General features: G+C 63.5%; 17 protein-coding genes. 4 read left to right on the forward strand and 13 right to left on the reverse strand.

Annotated elements, in window-relative coordinates:
• Window positions 1–94: 94 nt before the first annotated feature.
• The 3 genes from ACWGTO_RS13230 to ACWGTO_RS13240 form a co-directional block, all read right to left on the reverse strand.
• Window positions 95–1,405, reverse strand: coding sequence for an ABC transporter substrate-binding protein (locus tag ACWGTO_RS13230; protein ID WP_454575279.1), 1,311 nt, complete (start codon window positions 1,403–1,405; stop codon window positions 95–97).
• A 236-nt stretch (window positions 1,406–1,641) separates the two neighbouring features.
• Entirely contained in the window at window positions 1,642–1,941 is a 300-nt protein-coding gene (locus ACWGTO_RS13235) for a hypothetical protein (protein ID WP_454575280.1), read from the reverse strand.
• Window positions 1,942–2,058: 117 nt separating this feature from the next.
• The gene (locus ACWGTO_RS13240) at window positions 2,059–2,970 is read right to left on the reverse strand and encodes a LysR substrate-binding domain-containing protein (protein WP_454575281.1); all 912 of its coding nucleotides are present in this window, start codon (window positions 2,968–2,970) and stop codon (window positions 2,059–2,061) included.
• A 110-nt stretch (window positions 2,971–3,080) separates the two neighbouring features.
• On the opposite strand from ACWGTO_RS13240, the gene ACWGTO_RS13245 reads away from it, so the two are divergent.
• On the forward strand, window positions 3,081–3,266 hold the full coding sequence (locus ACWGTO_RS13245; protein WP_454575282.1) for a hypothetical protein: 186 nt from the start codon (window positions 3,081–3,083) through the stop codon (window positions 3,264–3,266).
• Window positions 3,267–3,288: 22 nt separating this feature from the next.
• Here the strand turns inward: ACWGTO_RS13245 and ACWGTO_RS13250 are convergent, their stop codons facing one another.
• Complete coding sequence (locus ACWGTO_RS13250) at window positions 3,289–4,245, reverse strand: sugar-binding transcriptional regulator (RefSeq protein WP_454575283.1); 957 nt, start codon at window positions 4,243–4,245, stop codon at window positions 3,289–3,291.
• A gap of 211 nt (window positions 4,246–4,456) precedes the next feature.
• Here ACWGTO_RS13250 and ACWGTO_RS13255 point away from each other — a divergent pair, with 211 nt between their 5' ends.
• Window positions 4,457–5,089 carry an HAD family hydrolase gene (locus ACWGTO_RS13255; protein WP_454575284.1) on the forward strand — a complete coding sequence of 211 codons (633 nt, stop codon included), beginning with the start codon at window positions 4,457–4,459 and terminating at the stop codon, window positions 5,087–5,089.
• Between the two features lie 82 nt (window positions 5,090–5,171).
• Here ACWGTO_RS13255 and ACWGTO_RS13260 read toward each other — a convergent pair whose 3' ends face one another.
• The 8 genes from ACWGTO_RS13260 to ureC form a co-directional block, all read right to left on the reverse strand.
• Complete coding sequence (locus tag ACWGTO_RS13260) at window positions 5,172–5,939, reverse strand: class II aldolase and adducin N-terminal domain-containing protein (RefSeq protein ID WP_454575285.1); 768 nt, start codon at window positions 5,937–5,939, stop codon at window positions 5,172–5,174.
• Between the two features lie 67 nt (window positions 5,940–6,006).
• Complete coding sequence (ureG, locus tag ACWGTO_RS13265) at window positions 6,007–6,639, reverse strand: urease accessory protein UreG (RefSeq protein ID WP_454575286.1); 633 nt, start codon at window positions 6,637–6,639, stop codon at window positions 6,007–6,009.
• Window positions 6,636–7,076, reverse strand: coding sequence for a DUF3995 domain-containing protein (locus ACWGTO_RS13270; RefSeq protein ID WP_454575287.1), 441 nt, complete (start codon window positions 7,074–7,076; stop codon window positions 6,636–6,638). The genes ureG and ACWGTO_RS13270 overlap by 4 nt, the downstream gene beginning before the upstream one ends.
• Window positions 7,073–7,744: an urease accessory protein UreF gene (locus ACWGTO_RS13275; RefSeq protein ID WP_454575503.1), complete on the reverse strand. Its 672-nt coding sequence runs from the start codon at window positions 7,742–7,744 to the stop codon at window positions 7,073–7,075. The genes ACWGTO_RS13270 and ACWGTO_RS13275 overlap by 4 nt, the downstream gene beginning before the upstream one ends.
• On the reverse strand, window positions 7,737–8,327 hold the full coding sequence (locus ACWGTO_RS13280; RefSeq protein ID WP_454575288.1) for an urease accessory protein UreE: 591 nt from the start codon (window positions 8,325–8,327) through the stop codon (window positions 7,737–7,739). The genes ACWGTO_RS13275 and ACWGTO_RS13280 overlap by 8 nt, the downstream gene beginning before the upstream one ends.
• Window positions 8,324–8,929 (reverse strand): glutathione S-transferase family protein, encoded by a 606-nt coding sequence (locus tag ACWGTO_RS13285; protein WP_454575289.1) that lies wholly within the window; start codon window positions 8,927–8,929, stop codon window positions 8,324–8,326. Before ACWGTO_RS13285 ends, ACWGTO_RS13280 begins: the two co-directional genes overlap by 4 nt.
• 43 nt (window positions 8,930–8,972) lie before the next feature.
• A complete protein-coding gene (locus ACWGTO_RS13290) occupies window positions 8,973–9,566 on the reverse strand; it encodes a hypothetical protein (RefSeq protein WP_454575504.1) in 594 nt (197 codons plus the stop codon).
• 92 nt (window positions 9,567–9,658) lie between these two features.
• Window positions 9,659–11,371: an urease subunit alpha gene (gene ureC, locus ACWGTO_RS13295; protein ID WP_454575290.1), complete on the reverse strand. Its 1,713-nt coding sequence runs from the start codon at window positions 11,369–11,371 to the stop codon at window positions 9,659–9,661.
• A gap of 178 nt (window positions 11,372–11,549) precedes the next feature.
• On the opposite strand from ureC, the gene ACWGTO_RS13300 reads away from it, so the two are divergent.
• Window positions 11,550–11,912 (forward strand): hypothetical protein, encoded by a 363-nt coding sequence (locus ACWGTO_RS13300; protein ID WP_454575291.1) that lies wholly within the window; start codon window positions 11,550–11,552, stop codon window positions 11,910–11,912.
• Between the two features lie 129 nt (window positions 11,913–12,041).
• Complete coding sequence (locus ACWGTO_RS13305) at window positions 12,042–12,527, forward strand: hypothetical protein (protein WP_454575292.1); 486 nt, start codon at window positions 12,042–12,044, stop codon at window positions 12,525–12,527.
• Window positions 12,528–12,553: 26 nt separating this feature from the next.
• On the opposite strand, the gene ACWGTO_RS13310 is transcribed toward ACWGTO_RS13305, so the two are convergent.
• A complete protein-coding gene (locus ACWGTO_RS13310) occupies window positions 12,554–12,859 on the reverse strand; it encodes an urease subunit beta (protein WP_181056564.1) in 306 nt (101 codons plus the stop codon).
• Between the last annotated feature and the right edge of the window lie 7 nt (window positions 12,860–12,866).

Consider the following 12,866-nt stretch of genomic DNA (forward strand, 5'->3'; position numbering starts at 1 on the left):
AATTTTCAAGTGTGGGAAAGGGGCCGCCCGAACTGGGATTCGGGCGGCCGTTGCCGGTCAAGGAGGAGACCGGCAGTCGGCACCGGGAGGAGCCTTACTTGCTATAACCGCCTTCGGTCATTGCCGCGGTGGCAGCGTCCTGGGCCTGCTTCAGGGCATCGTCGACACTCGACTGGCCGGCAAGAGCCGCCGAGAAGAGCTGGCCGACGGTGGTGCCGAGGCCCTGGAATTCAGGAATGGCGACGAACTGCACGCCGACATAGGGCACCGGCTTGACGGTCGGATGCGTCGGGTCGGCGGCGTTGATGGAGTCCAGCGTCATCTTCGCGAAGGGCGCTGCCTTCTGGTACTCGGCGTTGGCGTAGAGCGAGGTGCGCGTGCCTGGAGGAGCGCTGGCCCAGCCTAGCTTGGAGGCGACGAGCTCGGAGTAGTGCTTGCTGGTTGCCCAGGAGACGAACTTCTGAGCCGCATCAGCTTTCTGCGTACCGGCCGGAATCGCCAGCGACCATGCCCACAGCCAGTTGCCGCGCTTGCCGAGACCGGTGTCAGGCGCCAGCGCATAGGCAACCTTGTCGGCGACCTTCGAGCTCTTGGGGTCGGAGACCATGGATGCGGCGACCGTGGCGTCGATCCACATACCGCACTTGCCCTGCTGGAACAGCGCCAGGTTCTCGTTGAAGCCGTTGGACGAGGCGCCCTCGGGGCCGTCGGCCTTCATCAGGTCGACGTAGAACTGCAGCGTGTTCTTCCATTCCGGCTGGTCGAACTGCGGCTTCCAGTTCTCGTCGAACCAGCGTGCGCCGAAGGAGTTCGACATGGCGGTGAGGAAGGCCATGTTCTCGCCCCAGCCGGCCTTGCCGCGCAGGCAGACGCCGTTCACGCCATTGGCGCGGTCGGTCATCTTGTCGGCGGCCTGCTTGATGAAGTCCCAGGTCGGCGCGTCGGGCATCTTGAGGCCGGCCTTGTCCATCAGGTCCTTGCGGTACATGACGAAGGAGCTCTCGCCGTAGAACGGTGCTGCATAGAGCTTGCCGTCGACCGAAAGGCCCCCGGCGATGGCCGGCAGGATGTCCTTGACGTCGTAGTCGTCGCCGAGCTTGTCGAGCGGCAGGAGCCAGCTCTGCTTGGCCCAGATCGGAACCTCGTAGGTGCCGATGGTCATCACGTCATACTGGCCGCCCTTGGTGGCGATGTCGGTGGTGACACGCTCACGCAACACGTTCTCTTCGAGCGTGACCCAGTTGAGCGTGATGTCGGGGTTCGCCTTGGTGAAGTCCTCCGTCAGCGTCTGCATGCGGACCATGTCAGCATTGTTGACGGTGGCGATGGTGATGGATTCGGCATGTGCGGCGAAGGCAAGAGCGCTGGCCGACAACAAGCCCAGGGTGAGCGTGCGCAGTTTCATCAAATTCCTCCCATGAACCAAGATGAGCATTTGCCTTGGTACTGAGCAATTACTCACTCGATGTTAATTATGTCAAGCCGGATTCGATGCTGCAGCGCAGCAGGCGCGGTGCCGCGAGGCATCTGGCGGGGAGAGAATATTGAAATAGATTGGGAGGGTAGCTGTCGGCGATTAGCAGACCGGCTTTGTGCTCGCCACAGCAACCCCATCCATGATGGAGCCAAGGACCAATGCCCTCAGCCGTGAGCTGGGTAGCTTCCGACAGAATATTCGAAAACCGTGCCATAGCGGGTTTGCTTGGCTCTGGTCAGCGTTTCTGTCACCCGGATCCAGTTGGGTTCGTCCTTGCGCAGCCTAACTTCCCGGCCGATTGCCTTTGCAGCAGCTTGAAACGGCGCGAATGCTTCGATCACGTGCGTCACACGCACGGTGTTGTTTTCGATTTCTTCGACACGATAGACTTTCATCAGCCCGCTGATCGATCCTGTTTCAATCCGCGGACGATTGATCCTCTTCGATTGAGTCGCCACAAGCACGGGGCCTGCCAGGCCAGCGATATCGACAGCGTTTTTGTCAGGCTTGGTTAACCGCCCCGCCGCAGTGCGACTGCGTGCTGGTAAGTCTTCTTGGAAAAGCCCACGGGGTCCTCTGCCCTAGGCGCAGGCGATCTCAGCCAGGATCCAGTCGCGGAAGGCGCGGATCTTCGGCACGTTGCGGCGCGCCGTCGGATAGACCAGCCAATAGGCGTGGCCGTCGTCGCCAACCAGGTCGAAGGGCTGGATCAGGCGGCCGTCGGCGAGTTCGGTCTTGAACAGCGCCGTGGTCAGGATCGCCACGCCATGGCCGGCGATCGCCGCATTCGCCTCATAGGCCTGAGCGCCCATGCTGGTGCCGGGGCGGCTGGCAAGTTCATCCGCAGGCACGCCGGCCAGGGCGAACCATTCCCGCCACCAGATGTCGCCGGGATCGAGAATGGGCAGCTTGAACAGGTCGGCCGGTTCGTGGACGCCGCCGATGCTGGCGGCGAGTGCCGGACTGAGCACCGGCGTGAAATCGGCCTTGAACAGAAGATGTGTTTCCACCCCCGGCCATTTGCCGCTGCCGGAGCGGATGGCGATGTCCATGTCCTCGCGGGCGAAATCGATGACCCTGTTCGAGGTATCGACGCGCACCGCCAGCGACGGATGCGACAGCTGGAAGGAGCCGAGATGTTGCGCCAGCCAGTTCGAGGCGAAGGTCAGCAGCGTCGAAACGCAAAGCACGCCATCAGCGCCGCCGCGTACGGCCGAATAGGCGCTCGAGAGCAGGCTGAACGCCTCGCTGACGGCAGGCGCCAGGCGCTGGCCGGATTCGGTCAGCACGATCTGGCGCGGCTGGCGCAGGAACAGCGGCGAGCCGACGCGCTCCTCCAGGAGCTTGATCTGGTAGCTGGCGGCGGCCTGGGTCATGCCGAGTTCCTGCGCAGCCTTGGTGAAGGAGAGATGCCGTGCGACGGCCTCGAACACCCTGATGGCCTGCAGCGGCGGCAGTTGGGAAATCGACGGTGACGAGCCGAGATGGGGCATAAGCCCTCCTTATGGGTCATGATCGACGTTTGATTGGCGGCAAGGGCCAATCAGACCGATATTTGGCGTCGAAGATCAATCCAGTTCAAGCATAGCGGAGGCTGAAGATCATGACCACGGTACAGCAAAAGCTCCATTCGATCCCGGCGCAGAGCTGGTTTTCCGTGCTGGCGCACGAATTCTCTCAACTTTTGAGCCGCCGGCGCGGCTATGTCGACGTCCGGGAGTTGTCCCCGCATTTGCAGCGCGACATGGGCTTCCTCGATGGCAACGACGTTTACGGGCGGCATAAGTAGCCGTGCCGATTTTATCGCCAGCTCAGGTGTCGAGCAGGGCTGAGGCGGTCCGCTCGTCGGTGATGAGGCCATTGACCAGTCGCCGGTTCACCGCGGCCAGAATGCCCGGCAATTTGCGCTCGCCCATGGCGAGCGCAATGACCAGCGACTTTTCGCGTGACGGCAAGGCCGCCGACGACACCCGGTCGTTGGTGATGCCGTCGATCATGCGGCCTTCCCGGTCGAACACCCAGCCGACGATCTCGGCGACCCCGCCGGCCTTTTGCAGCGCCTTCAATTCACTTTCCGAGATGAAGCCGTCCTCATAGAGTGGCGCCTTCGGGCCGAGATCGCCGATACCGACAAAGGTGACGTCGGCTTCCGCGGCAAGCGCCAGCGTCGGCTGGATCATTGGCTGCGCGAGCAGCATTTCGCGTTCTTCGGGTGACGAGGCGATGACCGGCAGCGGCATCGGAAACGAGCGCGCCTTGACCCTGTCGGCCATGGTGAAGATGACGTTGTAGAAGGCGGCGGAGCCGTCGGGCGAGATGTTGCCGGTCAACGACACCACCTTATGCTGCGAGCATTCCATCGGCGGTAACTGCTCGATCGCCGCCTTCAGCGTGCGGCCGGTGCCGATGGCCATGACGATCGGCGTCGGCGACCTGAGCCGCCGCTCGATCTCGGCCGCGGCCGCCTCGGCAATGCCGATCGTGGTCGAGGACGAGGTCGGATCGCTCGGCACGACTTCGACCAAATCGAGCGCGAAGCGCGACCTCAGCCGCGCGGCAAGGTCGAGGCAATTGGCGATCGGGTGGTCGACGCGCACCTTGATCAGTCCTTCCGAAACCGCCAGCGATACCAGCCGCTGCGCCGTCTGCCGGGAGATGCCGAGCGTGGCGGCGATCTGGTCCTGCGTGTTTCCGGCGACATAATAAAGCCAGCCGGCGCGCGCCGCCTCGTCCAGCCTGTTGCTGCCGCCGTCCTGCCGCGAATTCAAAATCCGTCTCCCAAGCCTGCCCCATTGGGCGAAGCGTCATAGTCTTGCAGGGAATGCGGCTGCGCGCAATTGTCTATACGAAGGGCAATTGCCTGACGCGCCGGTCGGACGGCAGCGAGGCAATCGCCCCAGCCAAAATCGCCGGCGAACGGGTTCGGCGGTTTATCTCCCGATACAAACACTTTAAGGGGATCGGCAAAAGGAGCCTCGCATGACGCCGAAAGCGGTTTTCTGGGATATGGACGGCACGCTGGTCGACAGCGAGCCGCTGCATGAAGCCGCCCTGGTCGCGGCGCTGCGCAGCGTCGGCATCGCGCCGCCGGTCGACCTGCATGAGCGGGTGCTGGGCATCGCCGCATGGCCAGTCTACGAGATGCTGCGCGCCGAGTTCGGCCTTGACCTGCCCTTCGATGACTGGATCGTGCGCAAATACGATCATTACATGCCGATGGCCGCAACGCTGAAGCCCCGCCCCGGCGCGATCGAGGTCTTCAACGAATTGCGCGCGCTTGGCGTGCAGCAGGCGGTGGTGTCCAATTCAGACCGCGTGATCGTCGATGCCAATCTGAACGCGGTTGGCCTGATCTATCCCGGCATGCGCACGATCAGCCGCAACGATGTGCGCGAGGGCAAGCCGCACCCGGAACCCTTCCTGCGCGCCGCTTGGCTGGCCGGCGTCGACCCTGCGGACGCGGTGGCGGTCGATGACAGCGTCACCGGCGCCACATCCGGTCTGGCAGCCGGGATGCGGACGATTTTCTGGCCGGAAGCGCCGATGGCAGGACCGCCGGGCGCTGTTGTTATCAATAGTGCTGAAGAGCTGCGAGGCGAACTCGGTCTCTGAGACCGATTGCGAACGTCAGCGCTGCCCCTCATCCGCCCTTCCGGCACCTTCTCCCCGTTGAACGGGGAGAAGGCAAGAGCGATCAGCTCCGGTAGACCGGTTCTTCCTCGTCGAGGATTGCCTTCAGCTCGGCAAGGTGACGCTCCGCCTGTCCGGGATAGTCGTCCATCTCCCTGGCCGCCTTTTCGGCAATGGCGTCCGAGAGCGTTCGCAGCGGACGGCCGGTCCACAGCGCCTTGATGTAGGTCTCGGCGGCGCGCTCGAAATAGAACATGCGGTTGAAGGCGTCGGCGACGGTATCGCCGATGACCATGACGCCGTGATTGCCCATCACCATCACCTTGACCTTGGGATCGGTGAGCAGTTGCGAGCAGCGCTCGCCCTCTTCCTCGAAAGCCAGTCCGCCATAGTGGGCGTCGACGACATGGCGGTTGAAGAACATGGCCGAGTTCTGGTCGATCGGCGGCAGGGTCGAGTCGGCCAGCGACGCCAGAACGGTGGCGTGAATGGAGTGGACATGCATGGCGCAGCGGGCGTGCGGGACGTTGCGATGGATGGCGCCATGCAGGCCCCAGGCCGTCGGGTCCGGTGCATTCGGGCTGGACAGTGTTTCGGGATCGTTGGCGTCGATCAGCAGCAGGTCGCTCGCCTTGATGCGTGAGAAATGCACCTGATTGGGGTTCATCAGGAATTTCGTGCCGTTCTCGTTGACCGACAGCGAGAAATGATTGGCCACGGCTTCATGCATGTTGAGCCTTGCGGTCCAACGGAAGGCAGCGGCGAGATCGACGCGCTCCTCGTAATAGGGCAGGTTGGTCAGCGGCTCTTTCTGCAGACGGGCGATGCTCATCCTAAGATCCTCCATTTCCCCGGAGAATGCCGCGCCCAACCGTGGCCAGCAACCGGTAAGTGCTGGGTCAGGCGGCGGAGCGGGCCGACTGCAGCCCGCCATGCTCGACGATGAAGTCGATCACTTCCTGCAGGCCCTTGCCGCGCGACAGGTCGGTGAAGCCGAAGGGGCGCTTGCCGCGCATGCGGGCGGCGTCGCTCTCCATGACTTCGAGGTTGACGTTGACATAGGGGGCCAGATCGCTCTTGTTGATGATGAGGAAATCGGAACGGGTGATCGCCGGCCCGCCCTTGCGCGGGATTTCCTCGCCCTGGCAGACGGAGATGACATAAAGGGTCAGGTCGGCAAGGTCGGGCGAGAAGGTGGCAGCAAGATTGTCGCCGCCGGATTCGATGAAGACGATGTCGAGGTCGGGAAACTTTTTGTTCAACCCGGCGATCGCCTGCAGATTGATGGAAGCATCTTCCCGGATAGCGGTGTGCGGACAGCCGCCGGTCTCGACACCGACGATGCGATCCTCGGGCAGCGCCTGCAGGCGAGCCAGCATCAGGGCGTCTTCCTTGGTGTAGATGTCGTTGGTGACGACGGCGATGGAAAAATCGTCGCGCAGCGCCTTGCAGAGCTTTTCGGTGAGCGTCGTCTTGCCGGATCCGACAGGGCCGCCGATGCCGATGCGCAGAGGACCATTGGCCTGAGTCATGCAGAAAACTCCGTGATGGCGAGGATTGCGAAGCTGAGCCCGATCAGCAGGCAGAGCGGCGAATAGAAACTGACGTCCAGCCGCGCAAAAGGCTGTTCCGGCGCCAGCCGGCGCCACCAAGGCGTGAAGCCGGCGATGCCGCGGCCGAGAAACACCAGCCCGATGAGCAGCGCCGTGGCGGCGAGGCCTTCCCTGGGAAAAGGCGAGGCAAAGACACCTGTGAGCGCCAGCGGCCACAGCGTTGCCAGACACAGGCAAGCGGCAACGGCAAAACAGGCAATCGGCGTCGGCATTTCGTCGACGCCGCGAAAGCCGACAACGGCGTGAGCGCAGGAAGCACCGTCCCTGCCCGGCCAGATGCCGCCGAGGCCCCAATAGACATGCAGCGCGGTGATCAAAAGCAGGACTGCCGAGAGGGGGAAAGCGAGGACAGTCATGAGCGGAACAGCCTGGAATATTGCGTCTCGTGCTTCATCGCCATGACGTCGGAGACGAAGGCGCAGCCGCCGAGCTCGTCCAATGTCGAGCCGGCCGCGCGCGCGGCGGTCGCCAGCGCCAGCGGCTCGAAGCCGGCGAGCAGGGCAGTCGCTCCGCTTTGGCCGACGACGCCGAGCCGGATCGACGCCTGGACGAGGTTGGAGAAGAAGGCCTGCAGGAAGGCGGACAGCGCGTCCTGAAGCGCAATGCCGTTGCCGCCGGCAACGGCGCCGACGGCGACGCAGTAGGCGCATTCGGCCGGCAAACGCCCTAGCACGGGGTTGGGCCAGGCCGATGCCGCTTTCAGGAACGCGGCGCCTTGCAGCATGGTTTCGGTGTGGCGCTCGGACGATCCGGCCAGCGCTTCGGCGAGCGCGGCGATGTCATCGAGGTCGCCGTCATCGCGGGCGCGACGCCAGGCCTCGGCGAACAGCACTGCGTCGTTCCAGCCCGAGCCCATCTCGACGAGCGTTTCGAGCCAGCCGGCCAGGCCTTCGCTGTCGACTACCAACCCGCCATGCACCGCCCGTTCGAGGCCGTGACTGTAGGAGAAGCCGCCGACCGGAAAGGCCGGCGACAGCCACGCCATCAGCCGCAGCAAAGCGATGCCGGAAGGCTGGTCAATCATGATCGTGGTGATGCCCGGCATGAGAATGGCTGTGGGAATGGGACTCGCTGTGCGCGTGAGAATGCCCATCATGGGAATGCGCTTCGGCGTGGCTGTGCGCGTGACCGTGATCGTGGCCGCCGGAATAGGCGCCACGCACCGGGTTGAACGACTCGGAGACCTCGTGCACCGTGGCGCCGAGCCCCTCCAGCATCGCCTTGATGACATGGTCGCGCAAAATCAGGATGCGGCCTGGCTCGATCGCCGCCGCCAGATGCCGGTTGCCGATATGCCAGGCGAGTTCGGTCAGATGCACCGCGTCGCGGGCGCGGATGTCGTAGATTTCTTCAGGCGCTGCCGTGATTTCGACATGGCGGCCGTCCTCCAGCACCAGCCGGTCGCCATCGTTCAGGGTCACAGGCTCGGGCAGGTCGACCAGCACCTTGCTGCCGTCGGCAAGTTCGATGGCGCGGCGGCGCAGATGGCGCTCGTCATGCGGCAGAACGGCACGACCGGACGGGGTTGTGGTTTCGGCACGGCCGGCAGGCAACACCGAGACGGCACGCGGGAATTTGGTGAAATCGGTGTTGAGGTTGAGTTTCATCGGATGGAACCTCCGTTCGCTTGGGCCCGCGCGCGGGCCGGCCGCGAAAGCACGCGGTCGAAATAAGCATTGACCCGTTCTGACTCGACCGGGAATTTGCCGGCGCGAGCCCAGCTGCCCATGTCGCCAAGCAGCACGTCGACGGCGGAGAACCGGCCGCCCAGCGCAAACTGCCGGTCGCCCAGCCGAAGGTCGAGCGCCTTGGTCTCGGAGGCAAAATCGTAGGCGGCGGCGGGGCCGACATCGACCCGTACTTCCTTCGGCAGCAGGAAGCGGTGGCGCAAATTGTTCCACAGCGGCGCCTCGAACTCCGACTGGGCGAAATGCATCCAGGAATCCATTTCGGCGCGCCCGGCGACACCCGGATTGGCGCCCATGCCCTTGTCGGCGTGCTTGTCGGCGAGATAGACGCAGATTGCCGCCGAATCCGTCACCGTCAGCTCATCGTCGATCAGGATCGGCACCTTGCCCGACGGGTTCAGCGCATAAGCTTCCGGCGAGCGCAATTTGACCTCGACGAATTCATAGGGCTGCCCGAGTTCCTCGAGCATCCAGAGAACGCGGCTGACCCGGGATCCACGCGATCCGATGGCCTTGTACATGGTTGAACCCTCTTTCCCCCGAACCCTAGACCATAGCATTCGCTCAGACGATGGTGTCGAAGAGCCGCAGGATGAACGATACCTGGTAGATCAGCGTGCCGGCGACGAAGGCGATGTGAAAGCGGCGGTCGCGCACCAGTATGGCGGCGATGCACAGCGCAACAAAAACCGGCGTGCGGAACAGATATTCATGGCCGTAATGAGCGAAGTGCTCAGGCCCTTTCAAAAGCGTATCGACGACGTCGAGCAGGTAGGTGACGCCGAGCAGGCCGAAGAACCAGGCGCGCCGCGAATAGAAGTAGTCTTCATAGCTGGTGTAATCGAGCATGGAGTCAGGAAACAGCAGCGCGCACAGCAGGAACAAGGTGACGGCATAGGAGATGATGAAGAGGTATTTGCCGAAGGTCCAGGTCTCGATCGTGTAGAGGCCGAACTCCCACCACCAGAAATGTACCAGCAGCAACAACATGGAAGCGACCCAGGCGAGGTGCACGGGATAGAGCTTGTACTGGCCGGGATGCTGGACGATGCGGGCGAGCCCCGACAAAAGGCGCGTGACGCCAAGCCCGATCACCATGCCCATGACGATGCGAATATGCGGGAAGACGTCGTGGGCAGAGACGATTTCGGTGGCCATGACCAGTTGCGCGGTTTCTTTGAGCCGCATATTGCGGCCGCCCCGACCGGGTCGCAACGGATTTTGCCGGGTCGATCAAATCGCCCCTCGCATCAAAACAGAAAATACCGCTGCGCCATCGGCAGCACGGTTGCCGGCTCGCAGGTCAACAACTCGCCATCGGCGCGCACTTCGTACGTCTCCGGATCGACCTCGACATGCGGCGTGGCGTCGTTGAGCACCATCGAATGCTTGCCGATGCCGCCGCGTGTGTTCTCGACCGCGACGAACTGTTTTTCCACGCCGAGCCGGCCGTGCAGGCCCGACTCGAGTGCTGCCTTCGAAACGAAAGTCACCGACGAGTTGGTCCTGGCCTTGCCATAGGCGCCGAACATCGGCCGGTAATGCATCGGCTGCGGCGTCGGGATCGAGGCATTGGGATCGCCCATCGGGGCGGCAGCGATCATGCCGCCGATCAGCACCATGTCCGGCTTCACACCGAAGAAGGCCGGGTTCCACAGCACCAGATCGGCGCGTTTGCCGATCGCGATCGAGCCGATATCCCTGGACAGGCCATGCGCGATGGCCGGGTTGATGGTGTATTTGGCGATGTAGCGGCGGACGCGGAAATTGTCGTTGTTGCCGGTCTCCTGCGGCAGCGACCCGCGCTGGCGCTTCATCTTGTCGGCGGTCTGCCAGGTGCGGATCGCCACTTCGCCGACGCGGCCCATGGCCTGGCTATCCGACGAGATGATCGAGAAGGCGCCGATATCGTGCAAAATGTCTTCGGCGGCGATGGTTTCCTTGCGGATGCGGCTTTCGGCAAAGGCGATGTCTTCGGGGATGGACGGCGACAGATGATGGCAGACCATCAGCATGTCGAGGTGCTCAGCCAGCGTGTTCACGGTGTAGGGCCGGGTCGGGTTGGTCGAGGACGGGATGACGTTGGGCAGGCCGCAGACCTTGATGATGTCAGGGGCGTGGCCGCCGCCGGCGCCTTCGGTGTGGAAGGCATGAATGGTGCGGCCCTTGATCGCCGCGACGGTGTTTTCGACAAAGCCGGACTCGTTCAGCGTGTCGGTGTGGATCATCACCTGCACGTCGTAGTCATCTGCGACCGACAGGCAGCAGTCGATGGCCGCCGGCGTCGTGCCCCAGTCCTCGTGCAACTTCAGCGAGCAGGCGCCACCCAGCACCATCTCTTCCAGCGCTGCCGGCAGGGAGGCATTGCCCTTGCCCGACAGGCCGATGTTCATGGGAAAGGCGTCGAAGGACTGGATCATACGCGCCATGTGCCAGGGGCCCGGCGTGCAGGTGGTGGCGAGCGTGCCATGCGCCGGACCGGTGCCACCGCCGAGCATGGTGGTGATGCCCGACATCAGCGCCTCGTCGATCTGCTGCGGGCAGATGAAGTGGATATGCGCGTCGAAGCCGCCGGCGGTGAGGATCTTGCCTTCGCCGGCGATGATCTCGGTGCCGGGGCCGATGATGATTGTCACACCATCCTGCATGTCGGGATTGCCGGCCTTGCCGATGGCCGCGATGCGGCCGTCCCGGAGGCCGATGTCGGCCTTGAAGATGCCGGCTGAGGCATCGACCACCAGCGCATTGGTGATGACGGTGTCGACCGCGCCTCCGGCGCGGGAAACCTGGCTCTGGCCCATGCCGTCGCGGATGACCTTGCCGCCGCCGAATTTCACCTCTTCGCCATGGATGGTGAGATCCTTTTCGACCTCGATGAACAATTCGGTGTCGGCAAGGCGCACCTTGTCGCCGACGGTCGGGCCATACATCTGCGCATAGGCGGCGCGGGTAATTCTAGCCATCAGCAAATGCTCCTAAAACCGGTCTGGCCGAAGCCGAACTCCACATCGTCGCCATCCAATGGTCATGCAATGACCCGCTCGGCGACACCTTCTGATCCCATTTGGCGGTTGAGGTTGACATGCAACCCCGAAACGACCGTTTGCCAAATCCCTGGCCCATTCGATGGAAGGAAAATTCATGCGCAAAATCATCGTTCTTGCAGCCGTCGCCACGCTGGCCTCCGCGACAATTGCCGGCGCCCAGCAGCAGCCCACGCCGCAACCCAAGCCTGCGGCGCCCAGCGCTCAGCCGGCAGCGCCGGCGATCCAGAAGGTCAACATCGTCGATATCAGCGAATTGCCCCAGGCCACCCAGACGCAGGTCAATCAGGTGATCGCCCAGCGCGGCGATGCCGGCTTGCAGAAATTGCGCAGCTCGATCGACGCGACGCCGCAGATCAAGTCTGCGCTGCAAGCCAAGGGCCTCACCTCCGCACAGGTGGTTGCCGCCAGCATGACCACCGATGGCGCACTGACCCTGGTCACCAAGAAGGCGAGCTGACGACAAGGCCTGGCGGGTCGGTATCCGACCCGCCGGCCCTATTGCGGAGGGAACCTTCGCCGGACGGGAGTCGTTTGGCTTCTTTGGCGCCGAACGGCGTTGCGCAGAAAAGTTCGCCAGGAGCGACCTATGCCGACCATTCCCTTTGCCGACGCCAGATGGCTCCAGAGCATTGCGACTTGCGTGTTCCTCGCGGCCTACGGCCCGCCTGTCGCGCGGGCCCTTGAAAGCCAGGAGACCGTCAACCGGATCGTCGGCTCCGACGTGCGGCAGGAAGAGGCGCACACGACGACGGAGACCGGAAAGCTCATCGCCGCGATCGAGCGGACGCGTGAAAACATCGGCACAGTGCGCAAGACATCCAAGCTCGATACGGTGGATATCGTCTTCCTCACCGATGCGGCGCGCAGCGAAGGCGGTCCGCCGCCTGCCGTCGAAAACAAGGTCAAGCAGCATCAGGACGACATTACCGAATTGCGCAAGGAGATCGACGCCAACGCGCTGCTGTTCAATGCTATCGATTCCAGGCGCGTGCTGGCCGAGGACGTTCTGGCCGTCGAATTCGACGGCCCCGCAGGAATCGTCATCTATGCCGCGGCAAGGCCGTCGAATTGATCCCAGGGCGTTCGACCCTGTCGACCTCACAGCTTGCCCATGATTTTCTGCTGGAAGCCATAGACCTCGCGCTTTCCCCCGAGCGGCACCAGCGTGACGTCGCGCTGCTGTCCCGGTTCGAAGCGCATCGCCGTGCCGGCGGCGATGTCGAGACGCATGCCGCGCGCTTTGTCGCGGTCGAATTTCAGCCCCTCATTGGTTTCGAAGAAATGGTAGTGGCTGCCGACCTGGATCGGCCGGTCGCCGCTGTTGGCGACTTTGAGCGTCACCGTCGGCAAACCCTTGTTGAGCTCGATGTCGCCGCTTGCGGTGATGACTTCGCCGGGGATCATGTCAGGC

It is taken from the genome of Mesorhizobium sp. PL10 (assembly GCF_053714315.1).